Origin of the sequence: Exiguobacterium sp. Leaf196 (genome assembly GCF_001423965.1) — a bacterium.
Lineage (GTDB): Bacteria > Bacillota > Bacilli > Exiguobacteriales > Exiguobacteriaceae > Exiguobacterium_A.
Map to the genome: position 1 here is coordinate 232038 of NZ_LMPV01000001.1, position 19404 is coordinate 251441.

19 protein-coding genes are annotated in these 19404 nt (G+C 46.8%); 18 read left to right on the forward strand and 1 reads right to left on the reverse strand.

Annotation, left to right across the window (positions count from 1 at the left end; translation table 11 throughout):
• Positions 1-10: 10 nt before the first annotated feature.
• Positions 11-937 (forward strand): LCP family protein, encoded by a 927-nt coding sequence (locus ASG02_RS01225; protein WP_056060109.1) that lies wholly within the window; start codon positions 11-13, stop codon positions 935-937.
• A gap of 178 nt (positions 938-1115) precedes the next feature.
• On the forward strand, positions 1116-4028 hold the full coding sequence (gene pulA, locus ASG02_RS01230; RefSeq protein WP_056060111.1) for a type I pullulanase: 2913 nt from the start codon (positions 1116-1118) through the stop codon (positions 4026-4028).
• Positions 4029-4095: 67 nt separating this feature from the next.
• Here pulA and ASG02_RS01235 read toward each other — a convergent pair whose 3' ends face one another.
• Positions 4096-5349, reverse strand: coding sequence for a dicarboxylate/amino acid:cation symporter (locus ASG02_RS01235; protein WP_056060114.1), 1254 nt, complete (start codon positions 5347-5349; stop codon positions 4096-4098).
• A gap of 312 nt (positions 5350-5661) precedes the next feature.
• Here ASG02_RS01235 and rpsU point away from each other — a divergent pair, with 312 nt between their 5' ends.
• From rpsU to ASG02_RS01315, 16 genes are all read left to right on the forward strand, one after another.
• On the forward strand, positions 5662-5835 hold the full coding sequence (gene rpsU, locus ASG02_RS01240; RefSeq protein WP_012369719.1) for a 30S ribosomal protein S21: 174 nt from the start codon (positions 5662-5664) through the stop codon (positions 5833-5835).
• Positions 5836-5856: 21 nt separating this feature from the next.
• Complete coding sequence (locus ASG02_RS01245) at positions 5857-6303, forward strand: GatB/YqeY domain-containing protein (RefSeq protein ID WP_035409225.1); 447 nt, start codon at positions 5857-5859, stop codon at positions 6301-6303.
• A 181-nt stretch (positions 6304-6484) separates the two neighbouring features.
• Complete coding sequence (locus ASG02_RS01250) at positions 6485-6994, forward strand: NfeD family protein (protein ID WP_035409223.1); 510 nt, start codon at positions 6485-6487, stop codon at positions 6992-6994.
• On the forward strand, positions 6991-7974 hold the full coding sequence (gene floA, locus ASG02_RS01255) for a flotillin-like protein FloA (protein ID WP_035409222.1): 984 nt from the start codon (positions 6991-6993) through the stop codon (positions 7972-7974). Before ASG02_RS01250 ends, floA begins: the two co-directional genes overlap by 4 nt.
• A 13-nt stretch (positions 7975-7987) precedes the next feature.
• Entirely contained in the window at positions 7988-8458 is a 471-nt protein-coding gene (locus tag ASG02_RS01260; protein WP_035409220.1) for a hypothetical protein, read from the forward strand.
• Between the two features lie 171 nt (positions 8459-8629).
• Entirely contained in the window at positions 8630-9592 is a 963-nt protein-coding gene (locus ASG02_RS01265) for a PhoH family protein (RefSeq protein ID WP_056060117.1), read from the forward strand.
• Positions 9593-9628: 36 nt separating this feature from the next.
• The gene (locus tag ASG02_RS01270; RefSeq protein WP_056060120.1) at positions 9629-11686 is read left to right on the forward strand and encodes an HD family phosphohydrolase; all 2058 of its coding nucleotides are present in this window, start codon (positions 9629-9631) and stop codon (positions 11684-11686) included.
• A complete protein-coding gene (gene ybeY, locus ASG02_RS01275; RefSeq protein ID WP_056060122.1) occupies positions 11683-12159 on the forward strand; it encodes an rRNA maturation RNase YbeY in 477 nt (158 codons plus the stop codon). The genes ASG02_RS01270 and ybeY overlap by 4 nt, the downstream gene beginning before the upstream one ends.
• Complete coding sequence (locus ASG02_RS01280; RefSeq protein WP_035409213.1) at positions 12156-12506, forward strand: diacylglycerol kinase family protein; 351 nt, start codon at positions 12156-12158, stop codon at positions 12504-12506. The genes ybeY and ASG02_RS01280 overlap by 4 nt, the downstream gene beginning before the upstream one ends.
• Before the next feature lie 48 nt (positions 12507-12554).
• Entirely contained in the window at positions 12555-12953 is a 399-nt protein-coding gene (locus tag ASG02_RS01285; protein WP_056060125.1) for a cytidine deaminase, read from the forward strand.
• Positions 12946-13854, forward strand: a complete 909-nt coding sequence (gene era, locus ASG02_RS01290) for a GTPase Era (RefSeq protein ID WP_023467500.1) — start codon at positions 12946-12948, stop codon at positions 13852-13854. Before ASG02_RS01285 ends, era begins: the two co-directional genes overlap by 8 nt.
• 3 nt (positions 13855-13857) lie before the next feature.
• Positions 13858-14607 carry a DNA repair protein RecO gene (recO, locus tag ASG02_RS01295; RefSeq protein WP_035409211.1) on the forward strand — a complete coding sequence of 250 codons (750 nt, stop codon included), beginning with the start codon at positions 13858-13860 and terminating at the stop codon, positions 14605-14607.
• 289 nt (positions 14608-14896) lie between these two features.
• Entirely contained in the window at positions 14897-15787 is an 891-nt protein-coding gene (glyQ, locus tag ASG02_RS01300; protein ID WP_029341034.1) for a glycine--tRNA ligase subunit alpha, read from the forward strand.
• A complete protein-coding gene (gene glyS / locus ASG02_RS01305; RefSeq protein ID WP_056060127.1) occupies positions 15780-17840 on the forward strand; it encodes a glycine--tRNA ligase subunit beta in 2061 nt (686 codons plus the stop codon). Before glyQ ends, glyS begins: the two co-directional genes overlap by 8 nt.
• A gap of 21 nt (positions 17841-17861) precedes the next feature.
• Positions 17862-18491, forward strand: a complete 630-nt coding sequence (locus ASG02_RS01310; protein WP_029341036.1) for a helix-turn-helix transcriptional regulator — start codon at positions 17862-17864, stop codon at positions 18489-18491.
• Between the two features lie 12 nt (positions 18492-18503).
• Entirely contained in the window at positions 18504-19313 is an 810-nt protein-coding gene (locus ASG02_RS01315; RefSeq protein WP_035409206.1) for a pyruvate, water dikinase regulatory protein, read from the forward strand.
• The last annotated feature ends 91 nt before the right edge of the window (positions 19314-19404 follow it).

Below are 19404 nucleotides of genomic sequence, written 5' to 3' on the forward strand. Positions count from 1 at the left end.
AGAACAGAGTATGAAATCACGCATCGATAAACGAAGACCTCCGATCCTCTGTCGCGTCATCAGTGCGCTTCTGCTCGTGATCGTCTTGATTGCTAGCGCTTCGACGGGACTGGCATTTTTAAAAATCCAACAGACGGCGCATTCCTTTTTACAACCGTTGGGTGGGGAAAAAGCAAAGCCACTCGCATCGATGAAGCCAGTCAATGTCCTCTTGATTGGCGTCGACGAGCGAAAGAATGATAAGGGACGGGCAGATGCCATCATGTTGCTCTCGTTTAATCCGAAAACGAAGCAAGCGACTTCGTTGTCCATTCCACGCGACATGCAAGTTACGATACCGACAGGTGAGAAGACGAAAATCAATCATACGTATGCCTATGGTGGTGTGAAGGAGACGGTCGAGACGGTGGAACAAACGTTTGATGTCGATATCCCATATTACGCTAAGATCAATATGGATGGGTTGATTGAATTGGTTGATGCTGTTGGCGGTGTCACAGTGGATAATCCATCCGCCTTCAGCTGGAACGACCGTCGTTTACAAAAGGAGTATAAAAAAGGAAAGATTCATTTAACTGGTCTAGAAGCAAGTGGTTACGCACGTATGCGAAAACAAGATCCACTCGGCGATATGGGCAGACAGATTCGGCAACGTCAAGTTTTAGAAGCCGTCGGTGCTAAACTGGCTGGACCTCGTTTACTGACCAAGATGGAAGAAATCACGAATGTCATGAAGCATAATTTCGCGACGAACATCGGTTTTGACGTGGCGGCACAACTTGCTCAAGAAAATCAGCCGGGATTCAAACAGCTGAAACCATTAAAGCTAGACGGAGAAGGCTATATCGCAAACGATGGGGTATGGTACTTCTTTGCATCGGATGAATCCATGAGACAAACGAAAGCCAAGATTCATGCCATCCTCGCGTCTTCTTAAACCCGGTAAAAAGGACTGTCTACCACACGGACGGTTCTTTTTTTGTTGTTTTCCATCCAACCGAATCACTTTGGTTCAAAAGTCTTATTTTCTGTTCGAATCATCAAATAGGCTTTGACAGGACTTGTAAACGGATGCAAAATGAAAACGATTACATAACAAAGGAGATGGCTATCGTATGAAACGCATAAGATCCGTTTGTATCGTTGCGCTAACGTTTGCACTAATATTTAGTGGACTGTCTTTATCCGGTCAAGCACTGGAAAAAGGAAAGTCTACATTGGTCATCATTCACTACAAGGAAGACCCGAATGCCACGAAGGATTGGAACCTGTGGTTATGGACAAATGGTCCGGATTATTTTCCGAATAAAGCACATGCCTTTAATGGTGAAGATGCTTACGGAAAAATCGCAGCCTATGAATTTCCAGTCGATCAGCCGGAAAAAGTCGGCTTCATCGTGCGAGATGATAACTGGAACAAGGATGGGGGATCTGAGAACGATCGTTTCATCACGAAAGATATGATTAAAAACGGAGTTGCTGAAATCTGGATCGAGTCGGGAAGCAAGGATATCTCGACGGTCAATCCGACTAATGAAGCAGACGTCGAAAAAATCGACACGAATATCCACTATTATCGGTATGACAATGATTATGATAAATACGGCGTCTGGTCTTGGCCGGAAGCGCAAGATGGCAAACGATTCGAATTCGATCAGCAGGATGAGTTCGGTGCCATTGCCAAAGTAACGCTTGATAACCCAACGAAAGCACGTCTTGCAGGCGTCATTCCTCATCTTGAGGGCTGGTCGGAAAAAGACGGAGCCGATCGTTTCTTTTATGCAGGTGCGAAGGACATCTGGTTGATCGAAGGGGACCAGACAGTGTACTACAGCAAACCGGAAATTGATCGGACGCCAAAAATCACGAGCTTTTTGGCTGATGACTTCCGGACGATGACGCTTAAAACGAATACACCGATGACGGCAGAAGACTTAAAGGCATTTACGTTCGAAGGTGTGACGAATCCAGTCGTATCAGCGATCGATGCCAAGACGGCGAAAGTCGAAGTCGCTTCTGATATCGATTTAGCAAAAGTCGTCCGCGTGACGCATCCTGTTTTTGGAGAAGCAGTTCTTGAAGCAGGGAAGGTACTGCGTTCGAAAGCATTCGATCAAAAGTATGCCTATGGTGGTAAGCTCGGCGTCGACTATCAGAAATCGAAGACGACATTCAAGGTCTGGGCGCCGACAGCGCAAGCCGTTGAACTCGAGTTATATCGTTTACCGAAACAACAAGCAGCTACGACAAAAGATATCACGCGTGAAATCCAGATGAAACGGACGGATCGTGGTGTCTATCAAGTGACGGTCAAGGGTGATCTTGACGGTGTCGGTTACACATATGAAGTCAAACACGCAAAAGAATCGACGCGTGCCGTTGATCCGTATGCGACAGCGGTCGCTGTTAACGGAGACCAAGGTGTCGTCGTTGATTTACGCGAGACGGATCCAAAACGTTGGACGAATGGGAAAATGCCACTTCGTCACGCAACAGACGCGATCATTTATGAATCACATGTCCGTGATCTATCGATGTTTGATGTGACGAATTCAGGTTACGATTCAGGTATCAAACAAAAAGGAAAATATCTTGGTGTCATCGAGCCAGGTACACGTTTAACGAAGGATGGAAAAAAAACGAAGACAAAGACGGGACTCGATCACTTAAAGGAACTTGGTATCACGCATGTCCAGTTCATTCCTGTTTATGATTTCAATACAGCGTCCGTCGATGAGACGAATCCGCTTAAATCATACAACTGGGGTTATGATCCGAAGAACTACAATGCACCAGAAGGATCGTATGCGACAAATCCATATGATCCAAAAGTCCGGATCACGGAAATGAAACAGATGATCCAAGGACTCCATGACAATGGTCTACGTGCCGTCATGGACGTCGTCTATAACCACATGTTTGACGCCAAAGCATCAAATCTTGATAAGATCGTACCGGGTTACTACTACCGCTATACAGAAGGCGGCGATTTAGCGAACGGTACAGGTGTCGGGAATGATACAGCCTCTGAACGTCAAATGATGCATAAACTAATCGTTGATTCTGTCTCGTACTGGGCAAAGGAATACCACTGGGATGGCTTCCGCTTCGACTTGATGGGCATTCACGACGTCAAGACGATGAACGCTGTCAAACAGGCGACGAAGCGAATTGATCCGTCGATTCTAGTGTTCGGAGAAGGGTGGAGCCTCGGAACTCCTCTTCCAGATTCAGAGAAAGCAAACCAAACGAACACAAAACAAATGCCGGGAATCGGACATTTCAATGACAACCTGCGTGATGCGCTCAAAGGTAGTGTCTTCGAAGACACGGATGCTGGATTCATCAACGGGAAAGCGGGTCTTGAGACACGTATCAAACGTGGTATCGTCGGCGAGATTGCTTACGATAAAGACATTCAAGGATTTACGCAAGAACCAGATCAAGCGATCACGTACGTTGAAGCACATGATAACCATACCCTCTGGGATAAGTTGAACCTGACGAATCCACAAGACAATGACGCAACGAAGACGAAGATGCACCGTCTAGCTTCAAGTATTTTGCTGACGTCACAAGGAACGACGTTCATCCATGCAGGTCAGGACTTCATGCGGACAAAAGGTGGCGATCATAACTCATATAAATCACCGGACTCTGTCAACCAGCTCGATTGGAAACGGAAGATGGATCGTCAACAAGACGTCGATTATATGACAGGATTAATCGAATTACGCAAGAAGAACCCTGCACTTCACTTAGCAACAGCGAAAGATATCCGTCGTTACTTGACGTTTGAAGCAGCACCGGCACAAGTCATTGCGTATCGACTAGATGACGACGCTCCACAACAGAAGAACGATTTATATGTCATTCACAATGCAAATCGAACAGTAGTTGACATGAAGCTACCGAAAGGGAAATGGAAGCTTCTCGTAGATGGTAAACAAGCAGGAACAAAAACGATCCGCACTGTTTCAGGTACGGTTCGTGTTGAGGGACTCAGCTCGTTCGTCTTAGCAAAATAATCAAACAAACGACAAAGGACGTTCCGCAAACTGCGGAACGTCCTTTCTTGGAGTAAGAGACATACGATTACGCATAGCGTTCATCGGTTTCTTCGCCTTCTTTGAGGTTACCTTCTTCTGATTTCGAGACGATGACGGCACATGCTGCGTCACCCGTGATATTGACGGCTGTACGCATCATATCCAGAAGACGATCGACACCGATGATCAAAGCGATCCCTTCTACGGGTAAATTGACCGACTGAAGAACCATCGTTAGCATGACGAGACCGACACCCGGAACACCAGCTGTTCCGACCGATGCGAGAACAGCTGTCAGAACGACCGTCGCAAGTTGCCCAGGTGTTAAATCAACCGCATAGACTTGCGCAATGAAAACAGTCGCAACTCCTTGCATGATTGCCGTCCCATCCATGTTGATCGTCGCACCGAGTGGCTGAACGAAACTAGAGACGGAGCGTGGAACCTTCAGCTCTTTTTGAGCCGTTTGCATAGCGACAGGAAGTGTTGCGTTCGACGAAGACGTCGAGAAAGCAAACAACATGACAGGTGCGAATTTTCTAAAGAAGAAGAACGGATTCATTTTCCCAAGAAGTGAGACAGTCGAGCCATATGTCAATACAGAATGAACGATCAAAGATAAAATGACGACACCCATATAAAGTCCCATCGCTTTTAAGGAATCAAAGCCTTGTGAACCGACTGCCGATGCAATCAAAGCGAACGCACCGAGCGGGGCCATCTTCATGACGAGCGTGATCAAGTACGTCATCAATTCGTTCCCTTGTTCGACGAATGTCCGTAACGTCGAAACTTTTTTACCAAGGAACGTGATTCCAAAACCGACGAACACACTGAAAACGATGATTTGTAGCATGTTGCCTTCCGCCATCGACGTGATCGGGTTCGTCGGGAACATACCGACGATTGTATTGATCAAGCTCGTATCTGGTAGATTTCCGTTATCGTATTCAAGACCTTGCGTCTCGAAGTTACCGAACGTACCCGGTTTAATCAATAATGACAAACCGAGAGCGATGACGATCGCGACAGCCGTCGTCGTCATGAAGTAAGTGATCGCTTTTCCGCCAACACGACCCAATTCTTTTGGATTACCGAGTCCCATGACGCCGAGGGTGATCGAGAAGAAGACGATCGGTACGACGAGCATCTTGATCAGGTTCAAGAATATCGTCCCGATCGGTTGTAGAGCATATTTATTCAATCCCTCATAAATCGACTTATCGGGCAATGCAGCGAGGACGATTCCGAGAATCAATCCGAGGATAAGTCCGAAAATGATACGTTTTGCTTCTTTCATACGTGATGTCACACTCCTTTGTTTGATAATTGCCTATATTTTGACACATCATCACCCTTTTTGACAAAACATTTTAAAAAATGATGATAACGCTTACAAAAAAGTTTCTGAATTTTGATGCAGGAATGATCAGATTTTGTTGTCAAACGGATGCAAGCATGAGAGGATAGAAAAGAACAAAAAGGAACAGCGTAGGGTACAGAAAAGTCGCTTGAATCAACTGTTGACCAAATTGTATATTCCTACTATAATGTTGTATGACGTGTCTGACACGTTTCCTTTAGTCGGTAATATCGGAGGGAGGGAAAACTAGTGGAAACTCGTGTACGTAAAAATGAATCACTTGAAGACGCACTTCGTCGCTTCAAACGTGGTGTTTCAAAAGATGGTACGCTTGCAGAAGTTCGTAAACGTAAACACTACGAAAAGCCAAGTGTAAAACGTAAGCTTAAATCGGAGGCTGCGCGTAAGCGTAAGAAGTTCTAACGTTAGAGAGGGTGTATCCTCATGAGTCTTCAGGAGCGTTTGACAGCGGATATGAAAGATGCCATGCGTCTTCGTGAAAAAGATCGTCTTACGACGATTCGCATGGTGAAATCATCGCTGCAAAATGAAACGATCAAACTCGGTAAGCAAGAATTGACAGACGAGGAAGAATTAACGATTCTTTCACGTGAAATGAAGCAGCGCAACGACTCCCTCCGAGAATTCGAAAGCGCTGGTCGTCACGATCTCGTCGAGAAAATTCAAGCAGAGATTGTCGTGCTCGAAGCTTATATGCCAAAACAGCTTTCCGAGGAAGAAGTACAGGAAATCGTCGACGCAGCTATTGCGCAGACGGGTGCCTCTGCTCCTTCGGATATGGGGAAAGTAATGGGTGTCGTCATGCCGCAGCTTAAGGGCAAGGCAGACGGTGCCTTAATTAATCGACTCGTCAAACAACGTCTCGCTTAATACATGGAAAGGTGTCCCGAGGGACACCTTTTTTTGTCGTTCCTGTCACGTTTTAAAGTTTCTTGATGAATTCAGAATAGTCATGAAACCTTTTTGTTTTGAAAGCGTATATAATTGTAGTAACGAATCAAAGTGCAAAAGAAGTAGCTTCTGACACGAATGAAAAGGGGTGAACGTACGCATGACGTTTAGCTTAGGGATGATTTTGACGGTCTTCATGATCGGGGTACTCATGTTACTGGTTGAAATATTCGTCACAGGGTTTGGAATCTTTGGCGTCCTTGGGATCGGTGCTGTCCTTGCTAGCTTGATTATGGCAGGTGCGACCGTCGGACAAGTCGGTTTAGCCGTTGGGCTTGCAGTTTTTCTGTCACTTGCGGCCGGGTTCTGGGCGTATCGCAGAATAAAATCAAATCAGTCATTGCTTTGGAGAGGTTTGATTTTGACGGATTCTACATCGTCTGAAAAGGGCTACCTTTCTCATCAAGACAAAGTACAACTGTTAGGACAAGAAGGAGTCAGTCTGACACCATTACGTCCGTCAGGAACGATTGAAATCGATGGGAACCGAATCGATGCCGTTACAGAAGGAACCTTCATTCAAGCGGGGGAAACGATCGTTGTAAAAGAAGTGACGCACGGACGCGTCATTGTTAGAGTCCAACATACGAAGGAGGAGTCCCACACATGACACCTGAATTATTGACCGTATTACTCATATCTGGAGGAATCTTAATTTTCCTCGCTATTTTCTTCACGCTCGTCCCGATTCCACTCTGGATTAGCTCGCTCGCAGCAGGCGTACGCGTATCAATCTTTACATTAGTCGGGATGCGTCTTCGTCGAGTAACACCATCAAAAATCGTCAATCCGTTGATCAAGGCAGTTAAAGCGGGATTGAACTTGAATACGAACCAACTGGAAAGTCATTTCCTTGCAGGGGGTAACGTTGACCGTGTCGTCAATGCCTTGATTGCAGCACACCGGGCGAATATCGAGCTGAGCTTCGAACGCGCAGCGGCGATTGATCTTGCTGGTCGTAATGTTTTAGAAGCTGTTCAAATGTCGGTTAACCCAAAAGTCATCGAAACACCGTTCATCGCCGGTGTCGCGATGAATGGGATTGAAGTGAAAGCGAAAGCCCGGATCACGGTACGTGCGAATATTGATCGTCTCGTCGGTGGTGCTGGGGAAGAAACAGTTATCGCGCGTGTTGGTGAGGGCGTCATCTCAACCATCGGATCATGTAATGACCAAAAAGAAGTACTTGAGAATCCAGAAATGATCTCACGGACAGTCCTTGCAAAAGGACTCGATTCAGGAACGGCGTTTGAAATTCTCTCGATCGATATCGCGGACATTGATATTGGTAAGAACATCGGTGCGGTCCTTCAAACGGATCAAGCGGAAGCAGATAAGAACATTGCGCAAGCGAAGGCGGAAGAGCGTCGCGCAATGGCGATCGCAAGCGAACAAGAGATGAAATCACGTGTTGAAGAGATGCGAGCGAAGGTTGTCGCTGCTGAAGCGGAAGTACCACTTGCTATCGCAGAAGCGATGCGTGACGGAAATTTTGGCGTCATGGATTATGCGAACTACTTGAACGTGACAGCCGATACGAAAATGCGTCAAGCAATCGGTGGACAATCATCACCACATGACTCACAGTAAAGGGTGAGACGGTATGGATATCATATGGGTCGGATTGATGATCGCATTCGGTGTCATCTCCGTCATCTCAAAAGCAGCAGATAAAAAACCGAAGCAGACGAACCGGACACCTTCAAAAGAGTTCGGGGAGTATGTGAAGCAAATGGTCGAACAGGTGGATACGGTTCGACAAGAGACGACACCTCCACCTGTCGTTCGTAAAAAAGCACCTGCGAAGAAACAACCTGGGGTAACCCAAACGAAAGCACGACCAGTTCATGAACGAACGGAATTGCAACAACGTTTGGACCAACGTCAGAAACAACATTCGAAAAAAGGGGTGCCTTCTTCGAGTATTGGTGAAATCAAAGACAGCGTCGCAGACGGTGCTATTGGAACATCGAGTCGTTCGGCATCAGCAACGACGCTTTCGCAAGACGAAATGCGACGTGCGATCGTCTGGAGTGAGGTTCTCGGAGCGCCTGTCTCTAAACGAAAACGATGATGGTTGGACAGGAAGTCGATCCTACGAAACGTGTAGGATCGACTCTTTTTGTTTTCCAAAAGGTGGAAACGGGTTTTTCTTTCCATCTTTTCGGTGGAAGTGCTAAAGTGGAAGAGATTAGATATGAAGCGATGACAACTTGTTATCCATGACTAGGAGGCCATTCACAACGTGATATTCAACGAAAGAATCCCATTTGCATTTTCGAATTCAGAACAGATTCAAGCATTCGTCGGTCCGAATGACGCAGTCTTACGTACGATGGAAGCGGAACTTGAAGTCCAGCTTACACATCGAGGAGATGAGCTGTTGGCACAATCCGAACAGGAACAGTCTGTGATCTTGGCAGGACAAGTCGTTGGTGTCCTGAAGCAACTCGTCAATCGTGGAGCTGTTTTGACGGAGCGTGACGCAACGAGCGCCATTCAACTCGCACGTCAAGATCGGGTGGATGAACTACTGGAACTTTACGATACGATCATCCATACGAATCATAAAGGAAAACCACTTCGTGCGAAAACGCTCGGTCAAGCACGTTACGTCCGCGGAATTGATCGCTGTGATTTGACATTTGGTATTGGACCAGCGGGGACCGGAAAAACATATCTCGCAGTCGTGATGGCTGCAAAAGCACTGAAGGAAGGACATGTCAAACGACTCGTCCTGACGCGTCCAGCAGTAGAAGCAGGAGAGAATCTTGGATTTCTTCCTGGTGATCTTAAAGAAAAAGTTGATCCATATCTACGTCCTCTATACGATGCGTTACACGACGTCCTTGGTGTCGAACATACGGCTCGACTACTTGAGCGTGGTGTCATCGAAATTGCGCCACTCGCTTATATGCGTGGGCGGACACTTGAACATGCCTTTGTCATTCTAGATGAAGCGCAAAACACGACACGTGAACAAATGAAGATGTTCCTGACACGTCTTGGTTTTCATTCGAAGATGATCGTCACAGGCGATTTGACACAAGTTGATCTTCCGCGCGGAAAAACGTCTGGTCTACAAGAAGCATTGCATCTGCTCGGAAATGTCAAAGGCATTCATTTCGAACACTTCGGCTCAGCTGATGTCGTGCGTCACCCACTTGTCCGGAAAATCGTTGATGCTTACAGTCAGGAATTGACATAAGCCGTTACGTGAATAATGGAAAAAGGGGGAGATGATATGCGCAAGGTTAGGGTCTGGGTTGGACTTTTGACAGTAGTGTTCTATCTCGTCGTATCGACGATGATGTATGTCAGTGTCCGACCAGAAGCCTTGTCCGCAGAACCATTCTCAATTGCAGAAGAAGACATCCGGTCGCCATTGACGATGGAGGATCGGGTCGCGACGAGTCAAATCAAGGAAAATGCGATTGCTGCAATCGAGAGTCAGTATACGATCAAACAAGAGTATGCAGCACAGCAAATTGATAAAGTCGAACAACTTTTTGCTAGTTTATCCGGCATTAAAAAAGCAGACGAGATCAGTAAAATCAAACAGCGTTTGCGTGGGACAGAAGCGGCAACTCTTTTAAAGGACGACGAACTACGTTTACTTGTAGCTTCAACGACAGCGCTTCGAGACACGACACGGGATGTCGTCATTACAGCAATCGAAGAAGCGATGCGTCAGCGCATCTCGTCTGATGGCGGCGAAGTGGCTGAAGCACGTGAAAATGCCCGAACTGATATCGAACGTTCACCGCTTTCTTTCTCGCTAAAGGCGATTGCCAAAGCGTTGACCGATCAACTGATCGTGACGAACTACGTCTATGATCCGGAAAAGACGGAACAGCTTCGTAAACAAACAAGTGATAAAGTGGAGCCGGTCATCATCTCGGAAGGGGAAGTGATCGTGAAGCGAGGCGAAGTGATTTCGCAAGATGCTTACCGCCAGCTACAACTCGTCGGCTTGATTTCTGACCGTCAGTCGTTGAAACCGTTACTTGGAGCGATGCTTGTCAGTGCATTGATGACTGCTTTCCTATTCGGCTTCATTCATCGCTCGAAACTACGGTATGCACAGATGGGGCGGATCCGGTTGTTTGGGCTTGTCTACCTCGTCGTCAGCTTACAATTGCTTGTCATGTATGGCATGGCGTTTTTAGCAAACGATATCAATCCTGCACTTTACTTACTCACACCGACCGCTTTTGTTGCGCTTGTTCTGCGCAATTTATTAAACGAACGGATTGCATTGTCAAGTTCACTCTTCACGGCACTTGCCGGAACATTCTTCTATAGTACGAATCAAAACTTCAGCTTCAATATCGCGATCTATTTGTTAGTCGGTGGTTTAGTCGCAACGTTTTTCCTACAGTCTAGTTTGTCACGTCGTCGTATTTTCATGAGCAGTATTTCGATTGCCGGAGCAAACATCGCGATTTTCTTTGCATTCGTTCTATTACGTAGTGGCACATTCGAATTACGTGAAACATTGACTTTAGTCGGTTTTGCGATTGCTAGTGGGATCTTGAGTGCCATTCTTGCGATTGGGTTATTGCCGTTCCTCGAAATGACATTTGGTATCTTAGCACCGACGCGTCTGCTCGAACTGTTGAACCCGACGCATCCCTTGTTGAAGAAACTCTTGGTCGAAGCGCCAGGAACGTATCATCATAGCATGATGGTCGCGAACCTAGCAGAAACAGCCTGTGAAGCAATCGGTGCAGATGGGTTGCTTGCGCGAGTCGGTGCCTACTATCATGATTTAGGAAAAACACGACGACCACTTTATTTCATTGAAAACCAGCATGGACGCAATCCGCATGATCGATTGACGCCGGAAGAGTCGGCACGTGTCATCTTGGCACATACAGAGGATGGTGTTGAATTGCTCGAAAAAGCAAAACTCCCGGCAGCGATCATCGATATTTGTCGCCAGCATCATGGAACATCGTTGCTCCGATATTTTTATGTCAAGGCAGCAGAACAAGGTGAAGTCGATGAGGATACGTTCCGTTATACAGGACCTAAACCACAAACGCGTGAAGCGGCGGTCATCATGATCGTCGACTCGATTGAAGCGGCTGTTCGTTCAATGAAAGCTCCTTCGGAAGAAGGAATTCGGGACCTAGTCGCGAAAATCATTCGTGAAAAGATGATGGACGACCAATTTGCGGAATGTGACATCACGACACGCGAGATTTATCGCGTTGGTGAAAGTGCATGTCATACCTTATCCGGTTTGTTCCATGAACGAATCGAGTATCCAGAATTAAAGAAAGAGGCAACGAAATGAACATTTATATGACAGACGAAAATAATCGTCTAACGGAAGAGCAACGACAGCTTGTCGAATCGATTTTGATTTACACGGCGGAACAAGAAGAAGTCGATCCGAACAGTGAGTTGTCCGTGACTTTCGTCTCAAACGATGAAATTCAAGAGATTAATCGTGAATGGCGTGGGAAAGATCAGGCGACAGACGTCATTTCCTTCGCGATGGAAGAACTCGGAGAAGATGAAATCGATTTTGGATTATTGGAAGATGAACCAGTCGTCCTCGGTGATTTGATCATTTCCGTGGAACGATGTCGCGAACAGGCGGCTGAATATGGCAATCATTTCGAGCGTGAACTCGGTTTTCTCGCCGTCCATGGTTTCCTCCACTTACTCGGATATGATCACATTGAAAAGGCAGATGAGGAAATCATGACGAAGCGACAGGAGGAAATCCTGCATCACTTCGAGTTATTCCGGGGCACATTGTGAAAAGCTGGTGGCAACCATTTCGACATGCGATGCATGGGTTGCGCCAATCGATTCGAGAAGAACGGCATATGAAAGTTCATGTCATCATTGGCGGCATCGTATTACTTGTCGCCTTTTTATTACCGTTGACATCTGTCGAGCGAGCGATTCTTTTTCTGACGGTCGGGATCGTCATAAGTGCCGAGATGTTCAATACAGCGTTTGAGCGCGTCGTGGATCTCGTGACACAGGAGTGGCATCCACTGGCAAAAGCAGTCAAAGATATCGCGAGTGGTGCTGTTTTAGTGTTGGCGCTTACATCTGTTGCGATTGCGCTATGCATCTTCATCCCATATTTGGTACAATAAGAATCCGGCCTTTTTGGCCAATACCGTTCCTAAAAAGGGGATACTCACATGAAAACAGAACAATTACTCGAACAAGCTAAACATGCACGCGAAAAAGCGTATGTTCCATATTCAAAATTCCAAGTCGGTGCTGCTCTCTTAACGAAAGACGGACAAGTCTTCCATGGCTGCAATATTGAAAACGCAGCGTATGGTCTTTGTAACTGTGCAGAACGGACAGCTATCTTCTCTGCGTGGGCACAAGATGCGCGCGAATATGCAGCGATGGCTGTCGTTGCGGACACAGAAGGACCGGTCGCACCATGCGGACAATGCCGCCAAGTGTTATCAGAGATGTGTGATGCGGATATGCCAATCTATTTGACGAACCTTAAAGGGGATGTCACAGAAACAACAGTGGGCGCTCTATTACCGGGAGCATTCACGAAAGGAGATTTACATGTTTAAAGAAGGATTCAAATCGGGCTTTGTCTCGATCATCGGACGCCCGAACGTCGGAAAATCGACATTCCTCAACCGTGTCATCGGACAAAAAATTGCCATCATGTCTGATAAACCACAAACGACGCGTAATAAGATTCAAGGTGTCTACACGACAGAAGATGTTCAGACGATTTTCATCGATACACCTGGGATCCATAAACCAAAACATAAACTCGGCGATTTCATGATGAAGGTCGCGACGAACGCATTGCGTGAAGTCGATGCGATCTTGTTCATGGTCAACGTGACGGAACCAAAAGGAAAAGGTGACGACTTCATTATTGAAAAATTGAAGGAACTCGATACACCAATCATTCTCGTCATGAATAAAGTCGATTTGATTCATCCGAATGATATTCCACCGATCATCGAGTCGTACAAAAATGAACTCGAGTTCGCGGCAGTCGTTCCGATTTCGGCGCTACAAGGGAATAACGTCGGACCGTTACTTGAAGAAATCGCAAAAATTCTACCAGAAGGACCGATGTATTACCCAGCGGATCAAGTCACTGACCACCCAGAGCGCTTCATCATCTCAGAGATGATTCGTGAAAAAGTCTTGCAAAAGACACGCGATGAAGTACCACACTCGATTGCCGTCGCGATTGATCAAATCAAGACGCGTGAGAATGGAAATATGGTTGATGTCCATGCGACGATCTTGATCGAGCGCGATTCCCAAAAAGGAATCATCATCGGTAAACGCGGAGCACTTCTAAAAGAAATCGGCTCTGAAGCACGAACGGACATCGAGATGTTACTCGGGACGAAAGTTTACCTGAACTTGTGGGTCAAAGTCCAAAAGGATTGGCGCAACAAGGCCGGTCAATTGCGTGAACTCGGCTTCCGCGATGATGAGTATTAAGCGATGATCGATAAGGCGGAAGGGCTTGTATTACGAACGGTCGTATATGGTGAATCGAATAAGATCGTTACGCTACTGACACGTGAATTCGGCAAGCTCGCCGTCATGGCGCGAGGAGCGAAGAAGCCGGGTAGCCGTTTTAACGCGGCTAGTCAGCCTTTCGTCCGAGCTGTCTATATCTATCCACGTTCACGGGGTCTCGGTCAGTTAAAATCAGCAGACGTCATTACAAGTCATGCGCATATTCGGCAAGATGTCGTGTTGATGGCCTATGCGATGTATCTATTGGAGCTTGCGGATAAAGCGCTTGATGAACGGGTGCCGCAACCGGCGCTGTACGATTTATTCGTCGAAGGACTAGAGGCGATGGATGAAGGACTAGATCCTGACGTCGTCTCTTTCATCATCGAATTGCGTCTGTTGCGTCATCTAGGCATTGCTCCACATTTGAATGGTTGTACGATTTGCGGAAGTGCTGAAGCGCCATTCGCTTTTTCGTTACACCACGGCGGTCTACTCTGTCGCCGGCATCGCCATGAGGATGAACATGCTGTCTATATGTCAGAGGCAGTTGCGAAGATGCTCTATGTGTTTTCCGTCTATGATTTCTCACGGATTGGTACCGTGACGGTAAAGCCAGAAACGAAGCGTCTATTGCGTCAAATCATGGATGCTTATATGGAACGCTACAGCGGGTTACGTCTGCGTTCAAAACGTGTCCTCGACCAGTTGATTGATTTCGGCAACGATTGACAGCAACAAGCGGGTTCGGTAGAATGAATGCGGAAGAAGTAACTAAATGAACACGATGACGAAAAGGAGTACCGTCTTTTTTCTCAATCAAGCGATTCCAGGGTGGTGTGAGCTGGGAGTGAGAGGGGCGCGAACGGCGTTTCGGAGTGTTTTTTGTCAAAAAGAGTGGCATGCGATGCATGCAAGTAGGGTGGAACCGCGGGCTCGTCTCGTCCCTATGTGCAACGATTGTTGTACATAGGGGCGTTTTTTGCGTTCCTTAATCATTTCGGAGGTGAAAGTCGTGAAGATGACAGTACAAGACATGATCTTGACATTACAAAAATTTTGGGCAGAACAAGGCTGCTTGACGATGCAAGCATACGACGTAGAAAAAGGAGCCGGTACGATGAATCCGATGACGTTTTTACGGAGTCTCGGACCGGAACCGTGGAACGTTTGTTATACAGAACCATCACGCCGTCCGGCTGATGGTCGTTATGGAGAAAACCCGAACCGTCTGTATCAACACCATCAATTCCAAGTCATCATGAAACCATCACCTGACAACATTCAGGAATTGTACTTACAAAGTCTCGAGTTGCTCGGGATCAATCCACTCGAACATGACATCCGTTTCGTAGAGGATAACTGGGAGAACCCAACGTTCGGTGCTGCTGGTCTCGGCTGGGAAGTATGGCTAAATGGAATGGAAATTACACAATTCACGTACTTCCAACAAGTCGGTGGAATCGAGTGTAATCCAATCGCAGTAGAGATCACTTACGGAATCGAGCGTCTCGCTTCTTACATCCAAGATGTCGAGAGCGTCTTTGATCTCGTTTGGACAGATGGGTTCAAATACGGTGATATCTTCTATCAACCGGAATTCGAACATTCGAAGTATACATTTGAAACATCAGATGTCGCTTTACTCTTTACATTATTCGATCAATATGAAAAAGAAGCGAATCGTGCCTTGGATGAGAATCTCGTTTTCCCAGCATATGATTACATCTTGAAATGTTCGCATACCTTTAACCTTCTCGACGCGAAGGGGGCGATTTCCGTCACGGAACGCACAGGATTCATCCATCGTGTACGGAACATGTCGCGCCGTTGTGCGCAAAGTTTCATCGAAGAACGGGAACGTCTTGGCTTCCCATTGATCAAGTCGAAAGCAGGTGAGTCACATGCATGAATTATTACTTGAAATCGGTTTAGAAGAAATGCCGGCTCGATTCGTCCTTCAATCCGAAACACAACTCAAGGAACGCGTGACGCGTTTCCTTGAAGAAGCACGGATTGAGTTCACAAGCGTCGAATCCTTCTCGACACCACGCCGTCTTGCAGTATATGTCAAGGGTCTCGCAGCACGTCAAAGCGACCTCGAAGAGACATTAAAAGGACCCGCAAAACGGATCGCGATGGACGAAGCAGGGAACTGGACGAAAGCTGCAGAAGGATTCGCGCGTGGTAAAGGACTCACGACGGACGATCTCTTCCTTGGGGAAGAAAAGGGAGTCGAATACCTCTATGCGACGCGTAAGGAAACTGGACAAGCGACAGCCGATCTACTTCCCGGATTAAAACAAGTCGTTGAAGCGATGACGTTCCCGAAAAACATGCGTTGGAGCACACAATCGTTACGCTACATGCGTCCGATTCGCTGGTTAATTGCTCTTCTTGACGATCAAGTCATCCCGTTTGAAGTCGCATCCGTCGAAACAGGTCGGACGTCTCGTGGGCATCGCTTCCTTGGGCAAGACATCACGATTCTTCGTCCGAATGCCTATGTCGAAGCGCTCGCAGGAGAGCACGTCATCGTCAGTTATGAAGCTCGTCGTCAATTAATCGAAGAACAAATCGCGGCGCTTGCGGCGCGTGAACAATTCGAAGTACCGATCGATGCGTCTTTACTTGAAGAAGTCACGAATCTCGTCGAATATCCGACAGCCTTGTTCGGTGCATTCGATGAAGCGTATCTTGAGTTGCCGGAAGAAGTCTTGATCACGACGATGAAAGAACATCAACGGTACTTCCCAGTCAAACGTGACGGTGCGTTGCTCCACTATTTCGTGACAGTACGAAACGGGAACGCAACCCATCTTGAAAACGTTGCTCGCGGAAACGAAAAAGTCATTCGTGCCCGTTTAGCAGATGCTCAGTTCTTCTATGAAGAAGATAAAAAAGCAGACATTGATGAACAGGCGAAACGTCTTGATAAAATCGTCTTCCATGAAAAATTAGGAACGACAGGTGAAAAAGTCCGTCGTGTACGTCAAATGGCACTCGCACTTGCTGACCGTGTCGGCGCAGACAAAACACGTGTCGAACGCGCGGGTCAGATTTATAAATTCGACCTCGTCAGTCAGATGGTCTATGAATTCACGGAATTACAAGGTCTGATGGGTGAACGTTATGCGAACATGAAAAACGAGGATCCGGAAGTCGCTGCTGCGATTCGCGAACATTACATGCCACGCTTCGCGGGTGATGCAAGTCCGGAGACACCGACAGGGACACTCTACGCGATCCTTGATAAGATGGACAGCGTCGCTGGATTCTTCGGTGTCGGCATGATTCCAAGTGGATCAGCGGATCCGTATGCATTGCGTCGTCAAGCACAAGGAATTGTGCAAATCTTATCGGATCGTAAGTTGAACTTGACATTGACTGAACTGATTGCCTTCGTCGTGTCTGAACAGGTAGCAGCAGGTCTTTATACGAAGGATGCCGAAGAAGTACAAGCCGCATTACAAGATTTCTTTGCGCAACGTTTGAAGTACCGTCTATCGGAAATGGACTTCCGTCATGATGTCGTCGAAGCCGCTCTTGACCATATGTTGACAGTCGAAGCGAATGAACAGCGTGCTGCCATGCTCGAAGAGGCGACGAAAAAAGAATCGTTCAAGAAAACGGTCGAACAATTAAGCCGTGTCTTGAACATCTCGAAAAAAGCAGAAAGTGTCACAACTGTTAATCCAGCGCTCTTTGAAAATGATGCGGAACGCGAATTGCATGAGGCGATTGAGAAAGCCTTACCAGAGGTCGATCAAGCTATCGCGTCACTTGACTATGCACGTGCACTTGAGGCACTTGAGGCAACCGTTCCATCGATCACAGCCTACTTTGACGGTACGATGATCATGACGGATGACGAAACGGTCCGTACGAACCGTCTTAGCGAAATGAAACGATTTGCAGAAGCAATCGAATCAGTCGCTCGGTTCAATGCACTCACTTTAGCGTAAAGAAAAAGGACGGATGAGCCGATGAAGTTAAATGAACGGCAAAAAAAGATACTCCAAATCGTCAAAGAGAATGGTCCGATCACGGGAGAGCAGATTGCTGCAGCGCTCTCCCTGACACGAGCGACGTTACGACCTGATTTGTCGATTTTAACGATGACCGGCATGTTAGAAGCGCGCCCACGTGTCGGCTATATGTATGTCGGAAAGAAAAATGCTTCCATGCTTCATGAGAAACTGGACACCTTGACCGTCGGCGAATTCATGTCATCAGCAAAGGTCATTCATGAAGGGATGACTGTGTATGATGCAATCGTCCACTTGTTCCTAGAAGATGTCGGTTCGCTGTTTGTCGTCAGCAAGGACCATGCGTTGGTCGGTGTGCTATCACGTAAGGATTTTCTACGTGCGGCAATCGGTAATCAAGAATTAGACTCGTTACCGGTCAATATCATCATGACACGAATGCCAAATTTGACAGTCTGTGAAAAATCGGAAACGTTAATTGGTGCCGGCATGAAACTGATCGAAAAACAGATTGATTCGATGCCAGTCGTCGAAGAAGAGAATGGGGTCTTGAAAGTCGTCGGTCGAATGACGAAAACGAACATGACGAAAGTGTTGGTCGCTTTAGCACGTGATGAAGAAATTTAAGGGGGGCTCCTGATGCGTCAACGGATTTATGTCGTGAGTGATTCTGTCGGAGAGACGTGTGAACTCGTCGTCCGCGCAGCTGCTATTCAGTTCCCGGAACAAGCCATCGAAACGGTCCGCATTCCGTTCGTCGATGATGATCAAGTCATTTATGACTTGGTTCTTCATGCAAAAGAAGAACAAGCAACGATCGCTTTTACGATCGTTCATGCGACGCATCGTCGTCTGCTTGCAGACACAGCGCGTGCCCACGGTGTAAAGGCGATTGATCTACTTGGTCCATTGCTTGACACGATGGAAGATCGTTTGCAGATGCAACCGAAGGAAGAACCTGGATTAATCTATCGCTTAGATGAGGAATATTTCCGGAAAATCGAAGCGGTCGAATTCGCTGTTAAGTATGACGATGGACGTGATCCAAAAGGAATTAAACGCGCCGATATCGTTTTGATCGGTGTGTCGCGTACATCTAAAACGCCGCTCTCGCAGTATTTAGCCTTAAAGCGATATAAAGTAGCAAATGTACCACTCGTACCCGAATCGATTCCACCGGCAGAGCTATTCGATATTCCAAAAGAAAAATGTTTTGGACTACTCATCTCACCGGAAAAGTTGATCGATATCCGAATGGAACGATTGCGTTCATTAGGACTCAAACCTGAAGCAGCCTATGCGCAGATGGACCGAATCAACCGGGAACTTGAATACGCACGGAATTTATATGAACGAATCGGATGCCAAATTATTGATGTGACGAATAAAGCAGTCGAAGAGACGGCGAATTTGATTTTGACCGGAATTTCCGGGAAAGCGCATGACTAGTCAAGCAGTCAGGAACATAGTATACTTGTTTAGCTGATAAATGAGATAATGCCCTTTTTCTAATGAAACGGAACGAGTCATCGTTCCGTTT